The 24,535-nt window shown below is 43.7% G+C and carries 20 protein-coding genes and 1 pseudogene; 7 read left to right on the forward strand and 14 right to left on the reverse strand.

Features of this window, described 5'->3' with window-relative positions; all coding sequences use genetic code 11:
• Nucleotides 1-156: 156 nt before the first annotated feature.
• On the forward strand, nucleotides 157-1,047 hold the full coding sequence (locus AB4493_RS01260; protein ID WP_017061891.1) for a LysR family transcriptional regulator: 891 nt from the start codon (nucleotides 157-159) through the stop codon (nucleotides 1,045-1,047).
• A gap of 94 nt (nucleotides 1,048-1,141) precedes the next feature.
• Here the strand turns inward: AB4493_RS01260 and AB4493_RS01265 are convergent, their stop codons facing one another.
• The 6 genes from AB4493_RS01265 to AB4493_RS01290 form a co-directional block, all read right to left on the reverse strand.
• Complete coding sequence (locus AB4493_RS01265) at nucleotides 1,142-6,037, reverse strand: ATP-binding protein (RefSeq protein WP_372154412.1); 4,896 nt, start codon at nucleotides 6,035-6,037, stop codon at nucleotides 1,142-1,144.
• 70 nt (nucleotides 6,038-6,107) lie between these two features.
• Nucleotides 6,108-7,133, reverse strand: a complete 1,026-nt coding sequence (locus tag AB4493_RS01270) for an HD-GYP domain-containing protein (protein ID WP_372122482.1) — start codon at nucleotides 7,131-7,133, stop codon at nucleotides 6,108-6,110.
• Between the two features lie 309 nt (nucleotides 7,134-7,442).
• The gene (locus AB4493_RS01275) at nucleotides 7,443-8,207 is read right to left on the reverse strand and encodes an ABC transporter ATP-binding protein (protein ID WP_372154401.1); all 765 of its coding nucleotides are present in this window, start codon (nucleotides 8,205-8,207) and stop codon (nucleotides 7,443-7,445) included.
• Nucleotides 8,208-8,219: 12 nt separating this feature from the next.
• Nucleotides 8,220-9,170, reverse strand: a complete 951-nt coding sequence (locus tag AB4493_RS01280) for an iron chelate uptake ABC transporter family permease subunit (RefSeq protein ID WP_017068462.1) — start codon at nucleotides 9,168-9,170, stop codon at nucleotides 8,220-8,222.
• Nucleotides 9,163-10,116, reverse strand: coding sequence for an ABC transporter permease (locus AB4493_RS01285; RefSeq protein WP_017061896.1), 954 nt, complete (start codon nucleotides 10,114-10,116; stop codon nucleotides 9,163-9,165). The genes AB4493_RS01280 and AB4493_RS01285 overlap by 8 nt, the downstream gene beginning before the upstream one ends.
• Before the next feature lie 100 nt (nucleotides 10,117-10,216).
• On the reverse strand, nucleotides 10,217-11,149 hold the full coding sequence (locus AB4493_RS01290) for a siderophore ABC transporter substrate-binding protein (protein WP_017061897.1): 933 nt from the start codon (nucleotides 11,147-11,149) through the stop codon (nucleotides 10,217-10,219).
• A 927-nt stretch (nucleotides 11,150-12,076) separates the two neighbouring features.
• Between AB4493_RS01290 and AB4493_RS01295 the strand changes: the two genes are divergently transcribed.
• The gene (locus AB4493_RS01295) at nucleotides 12,077-12,286 is read left to right on the forward strand and encodes a hypothetical protein (RefSeq protein WP_004731601.1); all 210 of its coding nucleotides are present in this window, start codon (nucleotides 12,077-12,079) and stop codon (nucleotides 12,284-12,286) included.
• 229 nt (nucleotides 12,287-12,515) lie between these two features.
• Here AB4493_RS01295 and AB4493_RS01300 read toward each other — a convergent pair whose 3' ends face one another.
• On the reverse strand, nucleotides 12,516-13,109 hold the full coding sequence (locus AB4493_RS01300; protein WP_050648160.1) for a hypothetical protein: 594 nt from the start codon (nucleotides 13,107-13,109) through the stop codon (nucleotides 12,516-12,518).
• Between the two features lie 265 nt (nucleotides 13,110-13,374).
• Between AB4493_RS01300 and AB4493_RS01305 the strand changes: the two genes are divergently transcribed.
• Both AB4493_RS01305 and AB4493_RS01310 read left to right on the forward strand, forming a co-directional pair.
• Nucleotides 13,375-13,536 carry a hypothetical protein gene (locus tag AB4493_RS01305; RefSeq protein ID WP_170962358.1) on the forward strand — a complete coding sequence of 54 codons (162 nt, stop codon included), beginning with the start codon at nucleotides 13,375-13,377 and terminating at the stop codon, nucleotides 13,534-13,536.
• 225 nt (nucleotides 13,537-13,761) lie between these two features.
• A complete protein-coding gene (locus AB4493_RS01310) occupies nucleotides 13,762-14,301 on the forward strand; it encodes a DUF3332 domain-containing protein (RefSeq protein ID WP_017061899.1) in 540 nt (179 codons plus the stop codon).
• A gap of 112 nt (nucleotides 14,302-14,413) precedes the next feature.
• Here the strand turns inward: AB4493_RS01310 and AB4493_RS01315 are convergent, their stop codons facing one another.
• From AB4493_RS01315 to AB4493_RS01340, 6 genes and pseudogenes are all read right to left on the reverse strand, one after another.
• Nucleotides 14,414-15,073, reverse strand: a complete 660-nt coding sequence (locus tag AB4493_RS01315; RefSeq protein ID WP_017061900.1) for a potassium channel family protein — start codon at nucleotides 15,071-15,073, stop codon at nucleotides 14,414-14,416.
• On the reverse strand, nucleotides 15,074-16,174 hold the full coding sequence (locus AB4493_RS01320) for an AI-2E family transporter (protein ID WP_136974477.1): 1,101 nt from the start codon (nucleotides 16,172-16,174) through the stop codon (nucleotides 15,074-15,076).
• Between the two features lie 22 nt (nucleotides 16,175-16,196).
• Nucleotides 16,197-17,147, reverse strand: coding sequence for a DUF2955 domain-containing protein (locus AB4493_RS01325; protein ID WP_372154402.1), 951 nt, complete (start codon nucleotides 17,145-17,147; stop codon nucleotides 16,197-16,199).
• Nucleotides 17,146-17,943: pseudogene (locus tag AB4493_RS01330) on the reverse strand (HlyD family secretion protein); the annotation flags it as partial. The pseudogene AB4493_RS01330 and the gene AB4493_RS01325, both read right to left, overlap by 2 nt.
• A 69-nt stretch (nucleotides 17,944-18,012) precedes the next feature.
• Nucleotides 18,013-19,044, reverse strand: a complete 1,032-nt coding sequence (locus AB4493_RS01335) for a diguanylate cyclase (protein WP_372154403.1) — start codon at nucleotides 19,042-19,044, stop codon at nucleotides 18,013-18,015.
• Nucleotides 19,045-19,318: 274 nt separating this feature from the next.
• A complete protein-coding gene (locus AB4493_RS01340) occupies nucleotides 19,319-19,747 on the reverse strand; it encodes a PACE efflux transporter (protein ID WP_017077482.1) in 429 nt (142 codons plus the stop codon).
• 137 nt (nucleotides 19,748-19,884) lie between these two features.
• Here AB4493_RS01340 and AB4493_RS01345 point away from each other — a divergent pair, with 137 nt between their 5' ends.
• Nucleotides 19,885-20,787, forward strand: coding sequence for a LysR family transcriptional regulator (locus tag AB4493_RS01345; RefSeq protein WP_372154404.1), 903 nt, complete (start codon nucleotides 19,885-19,887; stop codon nucleotides 20,785-20,787).
• 423 nt (nucleotides 20,788-21,210) lie between these two features.
• The gene (locus tag AB4493_RS01350; RefSeq protein WP_017064409.1) at nucleotides 21,211-21,555 is read left to right on the forward strand and encodes a hypothetical protein; all 345 of its coding nucleotides are present in this window, start codon (nucleotides 21,211-21,213) and stop codon (nucleotides 21,553-21,555) included.
• A gap of 100 nt (nucleotides 21,556-21,655) precedes the next feature.
• On the opposite strand, the gene thiE is transcribed toward AB4493_RS01350, so the two are convergent.
• Nucleotides 21,656-22,273 carry a thiamine phosphate synthase gene (gene thiE / locus AB4493_RS01355; RefSeq protein WP_017061909.1) on the reverse strand — a complete coding sequence of 206 codons (618 nt, stop codon included), beginning with the start codon at nucleotides 22,271-22,273 and terminating at the stop codon, nucleotides 21,656-21,658.
• A 261-nt stretch (nucleotides 22,274-22,534) separates the two neighbouring features.
• On the opposite strand from thiE, the gene AB4493_RS01360 reads away from it, so the two are divergent.
• The gene (locus AB4493_RS01360) at nucleotides 22,535-24,478 is read left to right on the forward strand and encodes a methyl-accepting chemotaxis protein (RefSeq protein ID WP_372154405.1); all 1,944 of its coding nucleotides are present in this window, start codon (nucleotides 22,535-22,537) and stop codon (nucleotides 24,476-24,478) included.
• Nucleotides 24,479-24,535: the final 57 nt, after the last annotated feature.

Raw genomic sequence — 24,535 nt, forward strand, 5'->3', positions numbered from 1 at the left:
ATAGACCAATAGACCAATATAAAGTGCTACCACCACATGACTTTGATTAGCGTTACTTAAGACGCTAGAGTTGAAATTATCATTACTTAAGATAATAATAATTTTCTGTTATTTATTGGCTTTGTTATTTATAGGCTTTAGTATTTGAAGGTGAGTATGATTAATCCACTTTGGCTCAATACGTTTAAGACTCTGGTTGAAGTTGGCCATTTCACCCAAACGGCAGAAAAGTTGTATATGACACAACCTGGAGTCAGCCAACACATCAAGAAGCTTGAACAAGCTTGTAATTGTGACCTGCTATCTCGAGAAAACAAGAGCTTCGAACTGACCGAACAGGGTCGGATTATGTATCGCTATGCGATCAAACTAGAGAAAGACCAAGAAGATCTTTTTGAGTCTCTGAGTTTTGATAACCCTTATGCTGGGCAATGTCACTTGTCTTGCTCTGGCTCACTCTCTTTGCGTCTGTATCCCAAGCTTCTTGAACTTCAACAGCAACACCAAGAGCTCAGCATTAACTTAGAAGCCGCTCCAAACAAAAAGATATTGAATGACCTAAGCGAAGGCACTACCGATATCGGCATTGTTAGGCATTCCCCGAACGACAGCTACTACCAAAGCCAAGTCATCGGCAAAGAAGCACTGTGTCTTATTGTTCACCACAGCCTTGCTGATTTAGAGATAACGCCGCAAGTATTGAATGACATTGGCCTGATTGCCCACCCAGATTCTGCACATTATCTGTCTTTGTATTTCGACCTTTGCGGAGATAAAGACTTAGCGAACATCAACGTTAATGAGATACCAAGATCTGGCTACATCAATCAGCTTCACCAGATCTTGCTACCCGTATCAAAAGGATTAGGTTTTACCGTGTTACCGGCTGGCGCGGTTGAACACTTCCCAGATAGAGACAAGCTACACGTTGTGCCGCCAAAGGTAGAAGTAGAGGAAACGCTGTATCTGGTTCAAAAACGAAACCGAAAACTGCCGCACCGATACGATACGGTTGTTGAGCTAATCAAACAGAACGTGAGTCGTTAGTTCGGTATAGATAGATTTAAAGCCTTTAGCTAGCTCGGTATTTCGCTATAAGAGCTAAAGGCTTTAATGTTGAAGTGATATTTATAAAAGACAACTACTCAGAAGCGCCAAGCCCCTCTTTTGCTCGTTCAAAGTCATAATTATCTAACGCACTTCGAACATCTTTGAGAACAACAGAATGTGGATACTGTACCAGTAACTCAGTCACATATTGAGTTGCATCGTTATCATAAGCATCCAGCAGTGATAGCAACTGAGCATGCTGTTCTGACGTGATGCTCGGTGAATCAGAGGTATCAGCAAGACTCGCATCGGCTTCTTCAGTACTTGTCGTATTGAATCCCCCAACACCAGACACATCAAAGCTGATCTCAACTGCTTTAATCAGTTCGATTAACCCAAGTTCGCCTTGCTTAAGATCTGCTTCATCACACGCCTTGTCATGCGCTTTGCTTTCTAAATCACTGAGTAACTCTGCCAATCGCAATCCACCAATCGAAGCTGCCATGCTTTTTAAGGTATGTAGATTACGCTCTAACGTCGCCCATTCATCTTGCACTAGGTTGTCGAAGGTTTCCGACATAATGTCAGGCGCCCCTTGGCAGAATCTACCAAGCATCTTCTCTTGCAGTTTCGCATCATGATGAGTCAGTTGCTCAAACCTCGACTGAGAGAAAACAGGCTGCTCTGTTTGAGTATCGGAGTGTAATTCCGAACTATTATCAGAATCACTGGCCAGTATCGTATCTGAAGACGTGTCTGATGGCGCTCGACCTTCAACTAAGACCTCAGGAACAATGTATCGAGTAATCAAAGACATCGCTTTATCAATAACAATAGGCTTATCCAAGAAGTCCGTGATGCCCGACGCCCTCGCTCGTTGTTTCGCATCAGCAAAAACATTGGCTGACATTGCAATAATCGGTACATCTATATCGAATTCACGAATCAAACGGGTAGCTTCAAAGCCGTCCATAATCGGCATTTGAAGATCCATGAAGATTATTTCGTAGTCGTTGTTTTTAGCTAACTCCAGCGCTTCCTTTCCGTTTTCAGCAAGATCGGCATTTAATTTAGAGCGACTGAAAAATGCTAAGGCGAGATCTTGGTTCAGCTCATTGTCTTCAACCAATAGCACTCTTTGCCCTTTGAACTCTATCTGATAATCCAGTTGCAACTCTTGAGCTTTGAAGTCGGCTAACGCATCCGAGCTTGAGCGTGGCAATGTCAGTACAAAGGAGAACTCACTGCCTTGCCCGTAAACACTCTCTACCGTAATTTGACTGCCCATCGCATGAACTAATTTCTGGCTAATGTTGAGCCCAAGCCCTGTACCGCCAAACCGACGTGTCGTTGTGGTATCCGCTTGGCTAAAGGCTTCAAACAGCTTGTGACGGTTCTCATCCGAAATGCCTATCCCGGTATCCATCACACTCACTCTCATGGTTAGGCTGCTGTCGTTCGAGTCAACATGCTCCACCGTTAATGCTACGCTGCCTTGTTCCGTAAACTTAATCGCGTTGCCCACAAGGTTGAGTATGACTTGGAACAACCTCAAGGGATCGCCTTGCAGTGGCGTGTCTAACTCTGGGTCGATGACCATCGACAAATTGAGTTGTTTCTCAGCTGCTTTCGACTCCATTAGTTCAATCACATCTTTAAAGGTCGTTACGGGATCAAACGGGACGTTATCAATAACAAGTTGTCCAGCTTCTATCTTTGAGAAATCAAGGATGTCATTGATGATACCGAGTAACGAATGGCCAGAACGGTGCACTTTCTCAATGTAATTTCGAGCGACAGGATTAGATATTTCGCCAATCGCCAGATAAGACAAGCCAATAATGGCGTTCATTGGGGTTCTTATCTCATGGCTCATATTGGCTAAGAATTCCGATTTAGCTTGGCTCGCCAAATCGGCTCTCTGTTTCTCTTCTTCCAATTGTTCGTTAAGGCGCTTCATTTCTGAAATATCGAATGCCCAAAATAGTGTGGCGACTTCACCATCAATCTCAAAAAGATAGTAACTGACCAAAGCAACAAATCGGGTTCCATCAGACTTTCTGAGTACTAACTCCCTATTTTCAACTTTACCGTTAAGGTCGAGCTCTTCATGCACGCCATCATGAACGCTCAGCGAGTCATGGATAGCGGCAACGTCGATAGAAGACAACGCCTGATCTTCCACGCCAAACAAACGTTTTGCCGTATCGTTCGCGTAACGAACCTCTTCTTCAAATACCACACTAGCTGCAATTGGAGAGCTATTTAGCATGTTGTAGAGTTGGTTCTGCGCCTTTTCCAGAGCTTCGGTCGCTTCCTTAGCAATACTGATCTGCTTCGCTAATTTACGATTCCAGAAAATAATAAGAAGAAGGATCACCAGAGAAAAAACCGAAATAGTGTAAACCAATTGATAATCAACTCTTTCTATCGCTTTGGGCGCCGCCCACTTTGCTGAGATCTTCTGGTGTTCTTCAGCCGAGATACTGCCTATCGCTTTGTTCACAATAGACAACAGCAAAGGTTCAGATTTGATGACATGCAGAGTTGGCGACAGGAAGAAGTCTAACCGGCCGATGATACCAACCCCTCGATGACCAAATGAATCAATGAGGTAATTGAGGACATCAACAGTGTCGACCATGCCGTCTAAGGTTTTATCATCCAATCGGTTGAGCCCATCGGCCGTGGATTCTACCTCTACCCACTCAACGTTCGGGTACTTATCTAAAATCGCGTTAGTATTTGCCGCATTCTTCAATATACCGATTTTCCAACCATCAGCTTCTTCAAGTACCAAGCTACTAACGTCTCTTCTCGATGCAATGGCCAAACGACTTGAAAACAAGCTTTTAGCTGCTTTGACGTTATCTCCTAACGAACGATTCTCTTGAGCTGCTGAGACCAGTTCCACTTCATGATGATCAACCAAGCTTCGGGTCTCAGACCAATTCGCCACGTCAACATGCTGAATACTTAGCCCTGTTTTTTGTTCAATCAGCGTTAGATAATCATCAATCATCCCGATGTATTCACCGGTATTGGATACCGCTTCATAAGGTAACGAATTCGGATCGATACCTATACGTACATCCGGATTATCTTTAATCCACGCCCTCTCTTTTTGGCTTAGATTTAGGATCTCTCCAGTCAAGTTACTCGCTTGATAAACATCCGTAATATAGCGTTTCGCCGCATCTCCGAATGAACTAAATTGTTCGACAGATGGAAAATAAACATGGTTCCGAACTAACGAATTAACATCAAAGTAGAAAGTCATAAACCCGGCATTACTGCTACCCGTTTGTGTTTTATATCCAGCGCCTTTCGTCACCGATGACAGCTTAGACGTGTTTTTTCTCGCCAATGATGTCGTTGATACATCGCCTAAAAACCAAGATTCAAGCGGTCGTTTATTATTGTCTGCGAGCGCCGTGATCACAGTGAAAGTATTATTTGCATCAAATATATCAAAAATCTTAGGCAACTCTTCAAAACGGTCATTCACGATAAAATACGCGGATACCTGAGCGATAATATCGGCTTTCTTCAGAACCGGAGTCAAATCGTTCTTAACATGTGTTCTAAGAATTTGTTCGAAGTCGCCATCTTCTTTCTTGAGATTTTTCAATGCAGCATTAAAGCGATCTCTTAATTCAGAGCCTCTGAAATCAACATAGATCGGGTAGCTCACTTTATATTCTTCATGCAGCTCTATTTCACGCATTTCAATAAACCGCGTGTTAGTCACAAACCAAGTTAACACGCGCCTTTCTACCATCAATAAGTCTACATTTTGAGCTCTCAATTGGGAGAACGCTGATTCCAAGCTATCGAGATCTTCTGTTCGTTCAATACTCAATTGGCTATTCAGTACTTCTACCGAGTTTTTAATTGGTGATGTTTCATCAAATAGCAAAGCACCCAATGACAGATTCTTTGCTGACTTTAAATCCAAGTTACGCCTCTTTAATGAGACAGGGACAAAATCAACATCCATCACCTTGTCACTGACAAAGTGCAGCGAAGGGTCGTCAGGTTGAACGCCTGAAACAAATGATATTGAGTTGTTGTTATCGATGGCTTTTTTAGCGGCGCTAGGTGAAAGTGTGACAACGTCACCTAGTTTGTATCCCATGTCATTCAGTGCACGCTGAAGAATGTCGTGCTCTAGCCCGACTGCGGTGCTGTCTGGGTAAAAATACGGAGGGTTACCAAAGCCAAACACGCCTTTTAGCGGCACTCGATAGGGGGAACTGTCTAGCCACTTCGATAAAATCTGGTTCTTGTTATCAACGTCGAAGGTTTCAATCTGTTTGTTGATTAGCGTCAGCAGTTCTGGTTCATCGGTTCGAATCACCATTGATGCTTCAAACCTTTTCCAATGCTCCAGAACATAATTTACCGCTAAATCATGAACGCCAATCTTTTCCGCAAGATCCATAGTGGTGATAGGTTCACCGACCATGCCTTCGACATCCCCGGCCCCTAACGCACGTACTGCATCAATAACGTTATCAAAATCCACTCGCTCAATAGAACTCAATTTGACACCGGCTCGCTCCAAATCGATATTTTCATTAACCATCGCAATACGGCGTTTATTATTTTGATCTAGGTTTCCATCGAGTTTGTTGTCGATGGGAACAATCACTGCGACCTGATAAGGAATATAGGGAGCACTCGCAAGAAAACGGCCACCTTCACTTGGGTCGAACTGTTGGAATGGAAATACATCGCCTCGCCCGTCGACTAACGCGGCTTTAGCCTCGACACGCGAGTTAACTGTGACAAACCGAACATGAACACCAAAACGCTGTTCAAGATCTAATGTCCAATCTTTGATGATCCCAGAAACCTGCCCATCATCATCGATGAATGAGTAAGGATAATGGTTGGCCAAGACAACAAAAGTTACCGTTGGTTGGTTTCCCAACCACTGATTTAACTCAGTATCTGTTACCTCAGCAGCATTCGTAGATCGCATTAGCAGCGGCCACACCACAAGTGTAATGACCAGAAAAACAACCAAACGATTTAGCGACAACATCAAGCCATCACTCATCTCTAAATTTCTCTTTAATTGCTAGAATCTCAGGTAACTTTAGAAAAAACATATCGACGATAGTCGGATCAAAATGCTTGCCTTTCTGTTCTTCAAACAAGCTCAGTGCCTCATCGACACTCCAAGCTTTCTTATAAGGACGCTCTGCTGTCAGGGCATCAAATACGTCAGCAACGGCCGCAATTCGTCCAACCAATGGAATATCTTCGCCGGCTATCTGCTTTGGGTAACCACTGCCATCCCACTTTTCATGGTGATACTGCGCGACTTGAATGGCCATACGCATCAGTTTGGAATCGCCCTGCCTACCAAGGATTTCAACACCGAACTCGACGTGTTTCTGCATGGTAGTCCATTCATCGGCATCCAATTTCCCTGGCTTCAGTAACACACTGTCAGGAATGCCAATCTTGCCAATATCATGCATTGGTGCTGCATCACGCAACGTCTCGGCATCTTCGTCAGTCATTCCCAAGGCTTTAGCTAGCACTTCACAGTAGTGACTCATACGCTTAACGTGCATGCCTGTTTCATTGTCTTTAAATTCAGCAGCTCTACCCAGTATGTTCAGTGTTTCTAGCTTACCGAGATTGATCTCTTGAGTTTTCTCTTTTACCTGACTAAACAACGCGCGTTGTTGGTCATAAAGTGCGATATGCGTTTTCACACGCTGGAGTGCAATTGCAGGGGTTATCGGCTTGGTTAGGTAATCGACAGCCCCCAAGGAGAGCCCTTTTACTTCGGCTTCTGGACCAATTGTGGCGGTCACGAAAATGATAGGAATGTGAGCCGTATTCGGCTGAGCTTTAAGTTGGCGGCACACCTCGTAACCATCGATGTCAGGCATCATGATATCAAGGAGGATAAGGTCTGGCTGCGGCACCATCTTCGCGATCTTGATACCAATTGTGCCGTTAATCGCTACTTTCACTTGATAAGTATCTTTGAGTATTGCCGTTAACACATCCAAGTTACTTGGGGTGTCATCCACGACTAACACTATAGGTTTCCGACTCATTGATACCTCGTATACAAATCAAACAGTTATAACCCTAGTGTAGAACGGTTTCCAGAGGTTAAGTAGAAAAAAAGCAATTGATTTTCAAAAATGAAGAGTAGATCTGTGAGTGACTTCAAACTGGCGTTATTAGAAGTACGACCAGTCAATATTACGTCAGTTAAGTTATTATTATACAAGGGGAATTACCTTTGCATTGCAACATTTCACTAACAACACAGATACTATCCGAAAACAAAAAGAGCTCCTCATATGGGAGCTCTTTTCGTTCAACGGCTAGAAAGCAAAACAACCGAGTTATTCAGTAATCTAACGACCAGAATAATACATACAGATTCGAACACCATCGAACTCACGAATCTCAAATGGGATCTCGTAGATAGACTCCATCACTGATTTTTCAACCACTTCCGAAACCTTACCCGACTTAACCACTTTGCCTTTCTTCATCGCAACAATGTTATCTGAGTAACAAGAAGCGAAGTTGATGTCATGAATCACGATAACGACCGCTTTATTGAACTCATGCGCTAAACGACGAAGCGTCTGCATGATTTCGACCGAGTGTTTAATATCAAGATTGTTCAGTGGCTCATCTAAGAACACATAATCCGTATCTTGCGCCACAACCATCGCGATAAACGCCATTTGACGCTGACCGCCACTCAACTCATCAAGGTATTTGTTTTGGATGTCAGTAATGCCAAGGTGTTCTAGTGCTGTATCGACGATTTTATGATCTTCGTCTTTCAAGCGACCTTGAGAGTGTGGGAAGCGACCAAAACAGACCAACTCACGAATCGTAAATCGCATATTGATGTTGTTTGATTGTCTTAACACGGCAAGGTGCTTAGCTAGCTCTTTGGTATTCCACTCAGCCAGTAACTTATCGCCAATGACCACTTCACCTGCGTCACTGTCGGTTAAGCGGCTCGCCATTGAAAGCAGTGTACTTTTACCCGCACCATTTGGGCCAATGATAGAAGTCACTTCGCCTTTCGGGAACATAGCACTGGCATCATCCACCACGAGTGACTTGCCATACTTCTTAGTTAAACCTGTTAATTTAATCACTACTTACTACCTTTACTGAATTCTGGTGCGTAACAACAAGAACATAAAATACAAACCACCGACCAAGTTAATGATCACACTCACTGTGGTTTCAAACGCCATTACTTTTTCGATAAACCATTGGCCTGAAACCAATAGAACGACCGCTAACAAACTGCTTGCGATGATAAGCACACGATGTTGATAAGATTTGAATATCTGACGAGCTAAGCTCACGGTGATTAAACCAAAGAACAGCACTGGGCCAACCAAAGCAGTCGATACCGCGACCATCACTGACACAATCACCAAGGTAATCTGAGTCAGTCGTTTGGTGTTCACACCCAAGCTTGTTGCGTTATCAACACCAAGCCAAAGTACATCAAGCTTAGGCGCTAACAACCAAAGGCCAAGCAAGCTCAAACCCAAAGGAATAAGGCTGAGGTAAACCAACTCGCCTTTCACGTTATTGAAACTTGCGAACATCACATTCTGCAGCACCGCGAACTCGTTCGGGTCAATCAACATCGCCAAGAAGTTAGACAAACTCGAGAATACGCTGCCACATACGATGCCTATCAACAGCAGTGTGAATACGTTGTTTCGCTTGCTCTTAAAGTAGAAATGGAACAGAGCAAACGAGAACAAGATCATCACAGTCACAGACATCGAAAAGTTTGCGATCGAGTCAATCACCCAGAAGCTAGCACTGCCAAACACAAACAGAAGTACCGTTTGTACCAGCATATACAAGCTGTCAAAGCCCAAGATGGAGGGGGTTAGAATTCGGTTATTAGTAATGGTTTGGAAAACCAATGACGACGCCGAGATCGCTACCGCCGCCAACACAATCGACAGCAATTTTGGTAGGCGCAGAGACAAGAAGAACTCGTAGTTATCCCACGTCAGCCCCTGCCCGATGAATAGCGCTGTCATACCCAAAGACGCGATAGCCAGAATCGCAATTTTTACTGAATCACGCATTCGACTTGTCTCTCATGATTAGGTAAATAAAAATCATGCCACCAAAGATGCTGATTACCATTGAGATTGGAATCTCATAAGGGAAGATGACGATTCGAGCTAGCAGGTCACAAGCCAACACCAAGATCACCCCCCAGTAGGCAGTCCAAGGCAGAATCTTCTTCATGTTATCGCCCATCATCAGCGACACGATATTCGGCACGATAAGGCCAAGGAATGGGATAACACCAACGATCATCACCACAGAGGAGGCACTGATAGCCACTAACGCAACACCAATGAAGACGATCTTCTGATAATTCAAACCGATGTTTTTCGCGAAGCTCTCACCGATGCTCGCCGCACTGAACTGGCTCGCGAAATAGTAAGCCAATACACAAGCAGGCACCGCGAGATAAAGGATTTCATAGCTGCCCTGCAACACGCTCGCAAAGTTCGCCATAGTCCATGCCGACATGGTTTGTACTAAGTCGTACTTATAAGCAATAAAGGTTGTTAGAGACGAAACAACGTTGCCATACATAATGCCAATCAAAGGCACCAATACCGCGTTCTTAAACTTGAGGTGTTGTAGGAAGCGAACCAATAGCATGGTGCCAAACACTGCAAACGCGAAGATAAAGCCTAAGTAGCTCCATTGCGCAGCATTGCCTAGCACTAGAATGCCGACAATGTAACCCAACATCGCACAGTCAATGGTGCCCATCGTCGAAGGCGCGGCAAACTTGTTCTGTACGATTTGCTGCATGATCAAGCCAGAAACACTCAATCCCGCTCCGGCAAGCACGATCGCGAGTAGTCGAGGAATCCGACTAACAATATAAATAGAATTGGCGTGTTGGTTGCCATTGAAGAAGTCACTAAAACTGATTTCAGCGACTCCAATCATCAATGACGCAACGCATAACACAACAAGAAATACAGCAGCTGCAATGGGTTTCAACATAGGAATAATACTAAAGATAGGTCTCGGGTAGCCCGTATAAAAAAGTGAAAAAGGGCTTATAAGAACACTCTTATAAGCCCGAAAATCTGATGGTTAATAACTATTGAATCGTACGTTCAATGTCACTAAGCATTCTATGAATCGCTGTCACACCGCCACCCGCCAAATACCAAGCACTTGAATCAAGGTAAACGATATTGCCGTGCTGCGCTGCAGGTGTTGCCGCAACCAGTGGGTTATCAAACAGTTGTTGTGCGCGTCCTTCTGATTTACCAATCGCTTTTTCGCGGTCAAGCACGTAAAGCACTTCAGGTTTTGCATCAGCTATGTATTCAAAAGAGATTAGGTTGCCGTGTGTTCCTTTAATCGGAGCCACGGTTGCACTCTTTGATTCCACGAAACCAAAGTCATCAAAGATGATAGAGAAACGGCTGCCTTTGTTGAACATCGCAATGTTGTTGCCGTTGTTCATTAGCATCATTGCTGAAGTTTCGTCAGACGCTACTTTGTCGTTTACCGCTGTGATAGAAGCTTGAGTCTCTTTAATGATCGCTTCGACTTCAGCTTGCTTACCAAAGATGTCGCCTAGCACACGCCAGTTTTGCTGAGCATCAGCCCAGTACTTGTCGCCTTCAATAGAAAACATGACAGTAGGAGCAATTTGTGCCAGTTTGTCGTAAACCTTAAGCATGCGGTTTTCCGCGATGATGATGTCAGGCTTCAACATGTAGATAGCTTCAAAATCAGGTTCGCTTAAAGAGCCTGTATTTGCCGTCGTATCTTTGTACGAAGCTAGGTAATCAGGCAGCAAGCTATGAGGCGCGCCAACTGGCTGTACACCAATTTTATCGAGCACGTCTAAGCTACCGTGGCCTAGAACCACCACTCGCTGTGGTACTTCAGTAAACTGCGCTGTGCCTTTCACATGCTCAATGGTGACGGTTTCCGCATGCGCGGTCATCATGAATGATGATGCTAGAACGATGGCAAGCCCGCTCAATAACTGGCGAACTGAATTGATTGTTTTCTTCATGTTTCTTCCTTTGCCATTGATACAAACCACCACTCATGACAATGAAAGTCACATTACTCATAGACGAGCATGGGGCGTACACAACTGCTAAATAACGATAATTTAAAGTCTGTCATTGGATTGACAACAAACTTGTAACGCAAGTGAGAACTATTATCAATTATATTTGCACTAAATTGGCGATACAACAACTTTATTATTCAGAAACGTAAAAGTGAGTATTCATATTTTGCGTAGTCAGGAGAGGTATTAGGAATCAGAAATATCAAAAAGACGCGAAGAGGAAAATACTCATCAACCTGAAGAAAAAAACAGATGGGGAAAGCACCCAAAAACCCTGTAATTACAACGCTGACCCCCAAAATCATGGATTGTAATTTACAATGTAAAGATCATATACAACAGAGACTTAATCATCACCAAATTAGCTGATCAATTAAACCCACTAATGACAACGAATACGAACAGCTGAAAAGCCAAGACTCAGTCAGATATCATGGTCAAATCCCTGACCTTCGCTCATTTAACCTTCAGTAACCGATGGTAAATCACCCAAAAATATTTTTGAATTTAATTGAAATAGGGTTGTAATTTTGAAAACTAGGCGTATAGTTCGCCACCTGGCTCTAATCTATAGAGCTGTTAATGCTAAAGTAAGTCCAAGTTCCACATAGACAGTTCTCGATTCCCTCGTTACACCATCTCTGCGTCAGCTTTCACCCAGATAGTCATTCAATAGCTTTTAAATTCGATCCTACTACCGATCTATCGTCATTTGCTCTTTTGTCAGCGAAGTCAGAATAGATCGAGCACTTAAATACAAATGTAATAAACACAAGGCACAGTTATGTCACGCAGAACAACACGACAAACCCATTGGTACCAACTATCACGCGAAAAAACAGTCAATAAACTAAAAGGTAATAAATGCTCAAGATTAAAATAGATTTACACAAAGAAGAGATTTCATGGGTCACCGAGATTCGACAGCTCAATAGCGATATACTCCACCGCCACATATTGCCCAAGCTACAACATCACAGCTATCTCATCGACTTTGAATTTAATGAACGAGAAAGCATCGGAACTATCGTTTCAGGCAACGGAAACACCCTAGGACATTTCACACTCCTATAGCATTTCCCAAAGGCTACAAAAGAAACACCATCTAGTCCCAAAGATGTAAAAGATGTCACCCTCAATTCGCTCTAGCAGAACAAAATAGAGTAGAAGTAAAACAGATCTGAAACCTAGCCTTTTTGCATTTCACACGCGGCTAACGCTAGCTAGGTTATCGTACTTCTATTGAAACCAACTTATATCAAACTCTGAATCACCATTGAGTCATTATCAGTGCATTCATGGACTAATAAGTTAACGGCATCGACCTTAACTTCTGATCAAGAGTATATAAGTGTTCTGCAGCTTGCATGTGTTGAGGGTAATCACTGAACTTCTCACGATTCTCCTCATTCATCTTACATGTCTCATCCACCAGCATTAACTTCCAATACAGCTTCGTTGTATGCAGCATCGCCAGTAACGGTTTGAACACCTCTTTCTCATAAGCTTGAATCAACTCTTCAATCAACTCGTCACGTTCGTCTTCGCTTGCGATTGAACCTTCGGTTGCCGACAACACTTTTTGATACTTCAGATTTTGTTGCAGCTTATCCATAACCGTTTGGTTTTCTTCCGCTAACTCAACAAGCTTCGACTTAATGATATTTACCCAATTCGCTTGGCTCAGTACTGTGTCATCAACGCTGGTAAAGTCTTCTCGTATTTGTCGTTCAACGTCTTTTTGAGCTTTCTTTAAAACCGCACGCACCTTTTGGAAAGGCAGCTGATACTCCTTACTTAGCTCGATAATCAGTTTATGAAAACCACCATTTGGAAGGTGTAAGTTTTCTTTAAACGTCGCCATTGCAGCTTCTTGCTGTTCGGTAAGGTGAGTCATTCTGTTTCCTATTCTTTATCACTTATGGTGCTGAGCCCGCGATCATACCATTATTACCCTCGTTTTTTCGGTAACTTGATCAGTTACACCTCGCTATGCCGTTAAATTCTCTCAGCCCTTTCTCTTTTGGCTAGTTATTAACCCACTTGGCATAAAATGGTAAATCTCTATCGGCGAAAGTTCGTACATTACGCGCTCAGGGGATATCGCCAGACAGGAGTCGTTACTTACATATGAAAGACAAGCGCGAGAAATGAGAAAACAGATGACCTATTCAGAATACAAAGAATCCGATTTGCATAAGTGCGTGAGCATTGGTTCAGAAGCAATGGTATCCATTGCCAAGTTTGCCTTTAAAGCCACTACCCTTTTATTTCGATTTTTCCGCTGGCTTGTCGTATCGGCTTATACCTACGTGATGAAGTAATTCTATATGGGAGTCGTTGTTTTCATTACGACTTATCTAAATACCCCAAAGCGCGCCCTATTAGGTCGCGCTTTTTTTGTGCCCAGTTTTATACCTAGCTTGATGCCAAAAGTCCGAGTGCATTTTATATCGTCAGTGGCGCTAAATGGTAAAACTGACCATCGAATAAAAACCATACTACACCTGTTCCAACGAAACAGACTTCTAACTTATACAGGTACTAAAATGAAAAAGATTGCACTTAAAATTGTAGGACTAACGGTTTTGGCTTCTGCGCTAACTGGTTGTATCGGCAGCAACGCCGTAACAGGGAAAGTGATGAAATTTAACGTTGAAGTTGTCGATAACCGCTATGCCCGTGCAGGTGTAAACTTCTTATTAGCGCCTGTATACGGTATTACTACCGCAGCAGACTATGTGGTATTCAACTCACTTGAATTCTGGACAGGTAAAAACCCTATCAGCGGTTCACCACACGTATTTGATACAAAAACAGACACGCACTTCAAAGTGAACGATGAGCTGGACCCAAGCCTGAAAGAAGCCCCTGTCGGCCCAATTTCTAACAATCGCACCATTGAAACGGGTGAGATGATTAAGATCGACGAAAACACGATTCAAATGGACATCGTCTATACATCTGGTGAAACAGCGACTCTAACGGGCATCAAAGACGGTCAAAACGTTACCTATTACATGGATGGTCAGCTTGTATCGCAAACAACTATCGCTGAATTAGAGAAGATTCAAGGCACTGAAGCTTAAGGTTCATCGCCCACACAGAGTTCAAACTTAAAGAGACTTTTGAGCTCATAAAATAGAACAAGCCCGGCGATTGCCGGGCTTGTTTGTATGTGCTCTATTATTTGTAAATGCTCTATTGGGACTGAGACTGTGCAAGTCGAATGCTCACCAAACTCGCCACCATGATAGCTAAGTAAAAGCTGCCGATAATGGATTCCATAAACACAAAGAATTGAGCAATAGGCAGAGCTGGTGATATGTCGCCGTAACCAACCGTAGTCAAGGTGATAAAGCTAAAGTACATCGCATTAAACAAGTTCGTCAGCCAGACTTGCTCTTCTAACCCGTTAAAGGCATTAGGAAAGATCTCTAAAATTAACAAGTAGATGGTCGACCAAGCAAACCCTAGCAACAAGTAAATACAGATGGAGCCGATGATGTGATTGGGTGTCACCGTTTTGGCTTTCATCACCTGCTTCAACGCCGAGTAAATGTGTGAAAACAAGAACACAGCCAACGCCGATAGCGTCACTATCGACAGGTTATAGCCTTCCAAAAATGAAAACACGCCAGACACGAGCGCCGTAATCAATAACAGCCCATACCAAGAGCGATACAAGGCTCGCTCTTTATGAATACCGGCAATTGAACTCGCCAACGTAATAATGATAAGAAATAGGATTGTTTTCTGGCCTTGCGGATAAAACTGCTGCATCACCGCGCAACCAAGAAACAACACCAACAGTGCATAGAATAAGAAGTAGAAGTTGTCGTCTTTAGAGACTGGCTTCATCTATTTTCCCTCGACCTCTGCAGGTTTTTTCTCAGTTTCTTGTTGGTTTTTCTCTTCAAGTCCAAGCCACGCCATCATCAGCTCATAGCTTAAACTCAGTATCACAGCACCGACAAACAGACCGACGATGCCTGACATCGCCATTCCGCCCAGTGCACCCAATAGAATTACCAACATTGGAATGTGAGAGCCACGGCTCAGCAATACTGGCTTTAAGATAGCGTCACTGCCGCTCACCAAAATACACCACACTAAGAACAAGCTCGCCGCCAGTGTCGATTCAACGCTGAACATGTAGATGATCGCCGGTAATAGAGCGAGAATCGGTGGAAGTTGGATTATCGCAATGAGCAGCACAGCTAGCGCCCAAAACGCAGCTGCTGGAACGCCTGCAATCACCAAACCGATTGCCGACATCATGGATTGAATCACAGCCACACCAATCACACCTTGCACAACGCTTCGCACGGTCGATTTAGAGAGCTCTACCAACTCTTCACCTTTACCGCCCGTTAAACGCGCCACTAAGTGAGTCACGCCGGTTTTGCATTTATCGGCATTACTCATGAATGCACCCGCAATGATGGTAGAGATGATGAACTGAATAAAGCCGCCACCTAACGAGCCAAGAACAGAAGCCGCTTTCGTCGCAAACTGTTTAAGTTCATCCGCATACTTTATGAAAGTGCCTTCAATATTGTTGGAGGCGGCAACCAAGGTTGAATAAACCTTTTCCCCTATTAATGGAATATCTTGTAAGGACTCTTTCGGTTTGGGCAATGACAATGTGCCATCTTGAAGCCCTGTCATCAGGTCAGTCGCGCTGGTGTAGATACCAGAAGAAAGCGCCGCCAAAGGAATAAATAGAAGAATCACACCAATAAAGCTCAGCAATGCACTGGCTTTACCTTTCGACATCCCGGTTTTATTTGAAATTGCGACCGCCACTGGATACAACGCAGTCGCAATGATCGCACCCCATATCACCAAAAGAATGAATGGGCGCAAAATCGAAAAACACCAATACACGAGCATGGCAATCGCTGCGATCTTGATGGCAGCGTCTATCGCCTGTTTTGAAAAATCATCGGTTAACTTCATGAGACGTCCTTGTTAGACAAAATTAAGGCTGATTTTGTAGAAACTTCCAATTCCGTGTTTCTAGGAATAGAGAAGCCAAAATCATATATATGCCAATTAACACTAATTGGAATATGCGTATAAGAGTGTTGCTATCGATGTCACCGGAGCTCATCAACGTGCTACCAACCAGTACGAGCAACGTACTAAATGCAGTGGCGAAAATAGGTGCTTTTTCGGGAACCGTGTAGATCTTGGTAGCCATAAGAATGGCAATAAGTCCTATAAACAAAGAATAGAAGACAATGTTGGGTACTATAGAAAGAATTGAAAAAGCAGCAATCGCCAGCAATCCCCCGATACCGTTACTTATCACCAAAAAAGCGCTCAACTTTATCGACTTCTCTGACGTAATCATCAACGATAACAACGCAATGAACATCATTGTCAGTAAAGCTTCAGATATTTGAAAAATAAAGAAAAAGCACACCACTGGATAGGAGATGATCATCGCCCTAAAGGCCACATACCAACGCTGTTTCTTTTCGAGTGGCGCAGCAGCGAAGCCTGAGAACGCCGATTTTGGCTCAGGGAAAAACACATGCACTAACGCAAAAAGCATGACTGAAACCACACCAGAGGTCGCTAAGCCAGAGGCCAGCATTACTGACACGCCGGGGTTATCAATCGCCATGAATGGCAACATCAAAACCGCAATCAACAGTATGGTGGCAAACAGGTTCCATTTTGGGTCGACAAACAAGTAGTAACCCCACAGCATCATTAACCCCACTAAAATCAGCAATGGGATTGGATAATGGGTAATTCCTCGCGACAGTAATAAACCTAACCCCATTGTCACCACAACGGCCAAGAGCAATTCGTAGACCGTTTCTTTATGGAGATTTGGTTTATCAATTAAGAACTTAGCTGTGAACACTGGCGCCACAAACGCAAGTGGCCAGTTTATCCACGCCGCCAAGAAAACAGCCAACGTGACCTAGGCTGTTCTCTCGATAATAAGCTTCAATCCAAATATCTTCGGTTGAAACAAAGGTCATGATTGCTTGCCCTGCTGATGCATAGAAACCTTCAGACAGGCTAAAGTTAGAGACACCACCTTGTGTCGGTGCAGTAATCACGGTGCGCTCTAGGTTCAATTGAGCTTGTTCAAGTGCCAGCAACGCCGCTTTCACTTGGCTATTTTCTTCGCCTTCTTTACCCATTTGTTTCTTAGCACGGTCAAGGTCAGCTTCTGCATTCACAACCGCCGCACGAGAGGTCGCTAATGCTGCTCGCGCTTTATCTGCATCTGATTTAGAAACGACACCTTTATCGGACATCTCTAAAACACGCTTGGCTTGCAGTTTGGTGTTTTGTCTTTCAACAATAGCTGAAGTGAGTTTTGCTTGAGCTGAAGCAATACTCGCGGTTTGCGCGCCGACATTTTGGCCAGCAATCTCTAAATTTTGCTCGGCTTGTTGTACGGCTATTTGGTAATCAGACTCATCTAAAATGGCTAGCTTATCGCCTTGATTAACCAGTTGGTTAGGTTGAACAAGAATATCGAGCACTTTACCCGACACCTCAGGTTTGATTGGAACGATATAACCTTTGACACGAGCATTATCAGTAATAGGGATGATGCGGTCTGAAATGATACTGAAGATCAACATGAACGCTACGAACAACAATAAGTAGTTGGTGACCTTTCTTACTTTGTCTTTTCCATTTTCTTGCTGGCCAACTTCTTCCTTGGCTTCTTGCGCATTCCCGTTGACTTCTGACATGGGACTCCCTTCTAGATAACTAACATCAACAAAATTAATACTTTAAAAATAAGCCCGGTGATGGAAAACTCAAGTAAATAGGGTTAGATTTAGTAAACAAAACGTTGCAAATGATATAAGTGCCTTATCTGCACTGCGATAGGTCGCTTCGGCTTGCGCCTGTATTTCAGACACACCACTGCTCACGGTCAGGTTCAATGTTGTCCCTTTGGTAATCACTTCTTTCAGTCGATACATCGCCTCAAACGCTTCTGCCAAATTGGTTTCAGGCATCAAGATAGCGAACTCTTCTCCGCCTACTCGCGCGACGATATCAGTGTCTCGGCTGTTGTTTCTCAACAGTTCAGCGACCTCTTTCAGCGCTGAATCACCTTGGTCATGACCGTGATTATCATTGATAGCCTTGAAGTGATCTAAATCGATCAACGCCAAACAGGAATGTGTGTAACCATAACGCTCTGCCAGGTTAGAATAATGTTTTAAGTCGTTATCAAAGCGGCGTCGATTCCAGCACCCTGTCAGTGAATCCGTTTCCACCAGCATTCTTAATCGACGCTCCAATATCTTGCGTCGGCTAATATCCGTAAAGGTCACCACGTACTTGTTATTGTGCGGCAGAATTTCAGTTAGCTTTTCCACCACAACGTTTACGGTAAACTGCTCACCAAGTCGACTGACGCCACTCAACTCACCTTTCCATCTCTGGTTTTCCTTCAGTGAGCGAGTAATGGTCGTGATTAGGCTGCTGTTATTCATAAAACAGAGATCAGAAATCGGACGAGATTCGACTTGGTCAAAGGCATAACCTGAAACCCGAGAGAATTGTTGATTCACTTGTATGACCCTCAATTGACTATCGAGGACAATAAAACCTGCGACACCATCAATGATCGCTTCCGACAAGTTATTCTTGCTTTGAGCCATTTCATGTCGATAAAGGCGTGCGGTAATAAGAGTGCTAAGTAAAAACAACGCACACACCGAAAAAAACATGGCTGGCGTAGAAGCAATACTCAGCAACCACAAGCTAAATGCCATATTGAGGACAAGTGCAGACACCACGTATAGCGGCATTTTTCGGTCATAACTTAACTTGTTCATAGTCTGCTCTGGTGATGGGCGAATGACTATGATGGCTAAGTTTTAATTAAGATATTTACCATTTTACGACACATACAAATTCAAATTACATATCGAACAATAAGTGCATAGGGTTACACTAACTATTAAGCGGAAGAGATTGAAAAGATTCGAGACCGCCACTTTGAATGCCAACCAGTGCCGGGTTACCTAGGCCTACTAACCGAATATCTCCGTCAAAATAACGAATAAACAAACGGTTAGTAACCAAGCTCGTGTTTACTGACTTGGTAGATTACTGAACGGCTAAGTCCGCTCTGCGTACCCAGAATGCTCGTATATGATCATAAATCAGATTAAACACAAACGCGTAAATGGTAATAAAAATGGTCACGCCGATATCCATTAAAAATGCCTGCCAAATCCCCACATCAAGTAAGTAAGCCATAACTGGGATCGTCGCCACCAGCAAGCCTGCCTCAAATAGCACGACATGAAAAACACGTAACTTGAGCGAACGCTTTGATTTTTCACCCGTGAAGTAGCGATCAAAAATGCGGTTGAAACAGTAGTTCCAAATCATCGCGATGGTCGCAACAACTATCATGGTTCCTGATAAGGCATTCACATCATGATCAGTAAATATCGCTAAGCCTATAATTGATAGTGTTACGGCCAATACTTCAAATAACACAGAGTGAAACACTCTTTCTAACGTACTCATACATTCCTATAGCAATTTATAACATGGTGGACTTACCGAAATTATGTCACCGAAAACAATAAGAGAAAGTTAACAGCCATCACGTTTAGTGATAGCTTAAGTATAAGTACCCCATTTTGTATTGAGCGAGAGATAACATGTACAGTTTTGAGCAACTAAAAGTCTTCGTCACGGTGTGTGAAAGTGGCTCTTTCTCTGCCGCCGCTCGCAAACTGAAACGCGCTCAGTCTGGGGTAAGCCAATCGATAGCCAACCTCGAAATTGCCATTGACCAAGAGCTGTTTAACCGAGAGAAAAACATCCCCGTTTTAACCAGCAAAGGTAAAGCGTTATTGCCTGTGGCTAAGTCCATTCTTGACCAGCAAAAGTACTTCGATCAAAAAGTAGAATCGCTGACCCAAGAAGATGAGCACGAACTGATCATTGCGGTTGATGAAAGCATCATAGATAAGAACTTTATTAAGATAATCAGCTCACTCGCCGATCAATTTCCAATCACACACTTCGATATCATTACCACCTCAACCTTTGATGTTGAAGACCTAGTAAGACGCGGAAAAACACAGATTGGCATCATCTATGCGGATGGTGAACTTAAAGTGGATATGGACTTCTTCTTACTGGGCCAAGCGCGTTTCCTAACCGTTAGCTCTGCCACTCACGAACTCAGCCAAATGTCGGTAGTACAAGACTCAGACCTCAAGCGCTATCGCCAATGTGTGCATCGCAGCTCAAAGCAGCGCGAACTGTGGTTCACCTATGGTATTAGCTCAATGCGTTGGTATGCGAACAACCACAAGAACATTGTTGATCTCGTTGAACAAAACGTGGGTTGGGCAAATGTGCCCGAGATGATGGTGATGGAAGGCATTCAAAAAGGCGATATTGTGGCGTTACCTGTCTCACACGAGCATGGTGGTTGGATTACTCCAGTAGGTTGTTTAGTTTCTCGCAGCCACATCAATGGCCCAGTTCTCACCAGCCTTATTGAGCAGCTTAAGGGGCACTCACTGCAGTACAATCAATGGCAAGCCAACTAGCCTCCCCTGTTTACAAATCATCTCTATTTTCAAAACATCGTCAATTCAGAGATTCAATATCGGCATGGAACACACCACCGCTACCCCATTTTCACTTTTATTGCTGATAAAGATCTTTATCGTTTAGACAAAACACCCTAGTTGATGTCCCAAAGTGACATAACTACTATGCGATCCCAACGGGTTTGTCTTTTCAAACGAATATAGACAGGCCCAAATCGCTCTTTAACACCACTGACCCAACTTCAAATCTCCCAGATAAGCGCTCAGCCTTGCCGTTGCTTATATCGGTTTCAAATAGATCACTTTTTGAATATTAATTCGCACCCAGTTTATGAGCGCTCTTTGAGTGCTTTTTTATATCTAAATGAACCTTTTGGAAGATTTGTCGTGAACGTTTTAAGAAATATTTGCCCTGAGAAAATGGGTAAAGAGCGTAACAAACGAGAGTATGATTTACGCGTACTTAATTGTGTCAGTGAAAGCGAATATGAATCGCGTATGGCGGTTTGGAATAGCCTAGCGTTAACTGCTACTCCGTCTGCTTCGGAAACAAAGGGCTTCATCGATGAGTCTTTCAACAAGCTTCAACAAGACCTAAAAGAAGCTAGCCGTGAGTTATCGATTAACTACACGGACTTCATCGCAATGGCGCATGAAGAGATCAACTACATTAAGGTGTTTGTGGCTGATAAAACAGCACAATACGGTTGGTACGCTGCGATCGTTCTTATGGTCATCGGCACGGTTGCTCTGTGTATTCAGTAAGTTAGACCACAAATTTTACTGGCTACTGCATCGAGCGCTTTAATGCGCTCTAACTAGAAAACAAATGACGAGTCTCATTTGTTTTCTAGCCACCACAAACTCACTCTCCCATCAAAAACAACAAATCTTGGGTCGCTTGTTTCGGGTCTTCTGCGTGACATATCGCTGATACCAACGCCAGGCCGTGAATACCTGTCTGAACCAACTGCGGAATGTTCGATTCGTTGATTCCACCGATACCAACAATCGGCAATTTCGTTGTTTTCAAAGCCATTTGAATGCCTTCATAACCCCAATGTTTCTTTAGATTCGTCTTAGTCGGTGTGGCAAAAATCGCACTGAGACCAATGTAATCGATCGGCAAACTATCTGCTTGTTGTAGCTGCTGTTCAGTTTCAATTGATAACCCAAGAATCTTGTCTGAACCAATCAGCTTACGTGCTAACTCTGCAGGCATATCCGATTGACCCAGATGCAAACCATCGGCGTCGACAGCCAATGCTACGTCCACTCGGTCATTGATGATCAGCGGAACACCTGAGCCAGCCAGAATCGACTTAACCGCTTGTGCTCGTTCAATGAAGGCTCTTACGTCCCCATGTTTTTCTCTTACTTGAACCATAGTGACGCCACCAGCAACCGCTTGTTCAACCACGAATTTAAGCGTTTCTAGATCTTGTTGGTCGTCAGTCACCAGATAAAGTTTATAAGGGTTCATCGCGTACCTTTGAAGTCGATTTCTAAAATTGGTTTTCTGCCATTTTACCGACAAATCACATCCTATGCATGGAAGTTAGCACTTAATTCCTTAAGTTAGGCGGTTGAATTCAAATACGCAACTCGTTGAAAGCATGTCGAAAAACCCGATTTTTCTAACAAAAGCGTTACTTATTACACAAACTATTCGCTTTAGCATGCCCAGAATGCTGTTTTATGAAATACTCCCCTATGAAGGAATCAGGTAAATATAGGGATAGTTATGCGCCACCTTTCTATAGCGCTCAAGATCAAGCTGGGTTATGCCATCTGCTTGCTCTTTTTCGTCATTTCAGGCCTTGTGAGTTACAAAGGTATTCAAACCTTGTCGAACGGCTTTAGCCAGTACAGTGACCTCAGCCACAAGGCGACATTGTCAGGCAACATTCAAGTGCACTTTCTTCAGATGCGTTTAGCTTCTGAACGTTACTTAGAGTCATTGGATGATCAATACGAAGCGAATTATCAATCGAGCAAACTTGCGATTGATGAACTGCTGAACAACTTAATCCAAACCACCACCAATACTGATAGCTTGTCGAGCCTGCAATTAGTGCAAGACAGCGTTGCAGCTTTTGATGCGGCTTATGGATCAATGAAACAGAGCCAACTGCTCATTGACCAGTTAGTGAACGTGGAGATGGTCACACGAGAAACCAACGCACTGAAAGCGGCTCAGAGCTTATTGTATGAGTCTTACAATAACAATGATCCAAACGCGAGCTTATACGCAGGCATGTTGATGGAGAACTTCCTCGCAGCCAAGATCACCGTACTCAGTTACTCAAACAACAACGACCTCAAAACCTACGAAGCCGGTAAAGACATCTTTGAATATGCTCTGCCAGGTATCGAGGGCGATATTGAGTCTCTTAAATCATCTCCTTATCAAAGTGAATTGATTGAAGATTTCTCTAACCAACGGGAAGCGTACGCGAAGGGCTTTGAGCAAGTTCATCAACAGATGATTGAGAACACGCAAAGAACCGCTAGTCTTGCCTCGATTGGTGACAGCTTGGCTATCGCGGTAGCCGATGCTCAAAGTATTCTAGAGCAACAGAAACAAGCGCTCACGCCGGTACTGCAAGCCAGCGAAAAGCGCTCGATTCAAATCATCATATTGCTGACGGGTGTGGCTTTAGTTATTGGCATGACGAGCGCCGTGTTGGTGACTCGCTCTATTACTAAAGGCATCGCACAAGTTAAACAGATCACCAACGAGCTTTCTCAGGGCAACCTGAATGTGGAAGTGAACATTGAGAGCAAAAATGAGATTGGCGAACTGCTGACTAATATGGAGATCACCATTGAATCTCTGCGCGATATTGTTGGCCAAGTGAACCGTTCTAGCGTGCGTATTGGTGAGATGTCGGAGTCACTCAATCAAGTGACCAATAACAGCTCGACCAACGCAACACAATTGAATAGCGAGATGATAAATATCTCTTCTGCCGTTGATCAATTGGCTTCCAGCACATCAGAAATTGCTGCAAGTGCTAACCACGCGTCTCAAGTTGCTAACCAAGCAACCGAGAATGTGGCGATGGGACTCAAAGAAGTAGACAAAACACTGCATGAAATTGGCAGCGCCGATGAAAGCATGCAGGTCAGCAGCCAGAAAGTGACTGACCTACACAAAGAGTCGATGAACATTGGTGCCATTCTTGAAGTAATCAAAGGCGTTTCTGAGCAGACCAACCTGTTGGCATTGAATGCGGCTATTGAAGCTGCGCGCGCAGGTGAACAAGGTCGCGGATTTGCAGTAGTAGCCGATGAAGTAAGAACGCTCGCTAAACGTACCCAAGACTCTGCTAGCCAGATTGATGAGCTCATCACCTCACTACAACGTGGCGCTAAAGATGCGTTAGAGTCTATCAAAGAGAGCCACAGCACGGTTTCAGACGCTTCAACGCAGGCGCAGCAAGCTTCTCAGAATTTACATGTGATTAATCAACACATCCAAGACCTGAACCAAGCCAACAGCCAAATCGCAGTATCTGTTGACGAACAGGATTGCTTGACCAAGTCGTTGGGTGAAAACGCGCAAGGTGCAAATACCATCGCGCAGAGCAACCAAGAATCAGTCAGCAGTATTTCTGGCGCAGCGAGCGACTTAACCGAGGTTGCTCACCACCTAGAGAGCCAAGTAAATCGATTTAGAACCTAACCAATTGCTCATATAACGAGATAGCTAACACAACGACGAGTTAATACGGTTTTGAAG

Origin of the sequence: Vibrio sp. 10N.222.55.A1 (genome assembly GCF_041473835.1) — a bacterium.
Classification (GTDB): Bacteria; Pseudomonadota; Gammaproteobacteria; order Enterobacterales; family Vibrionaceae; genus Vibrio; species Vibrio crassostreae_C.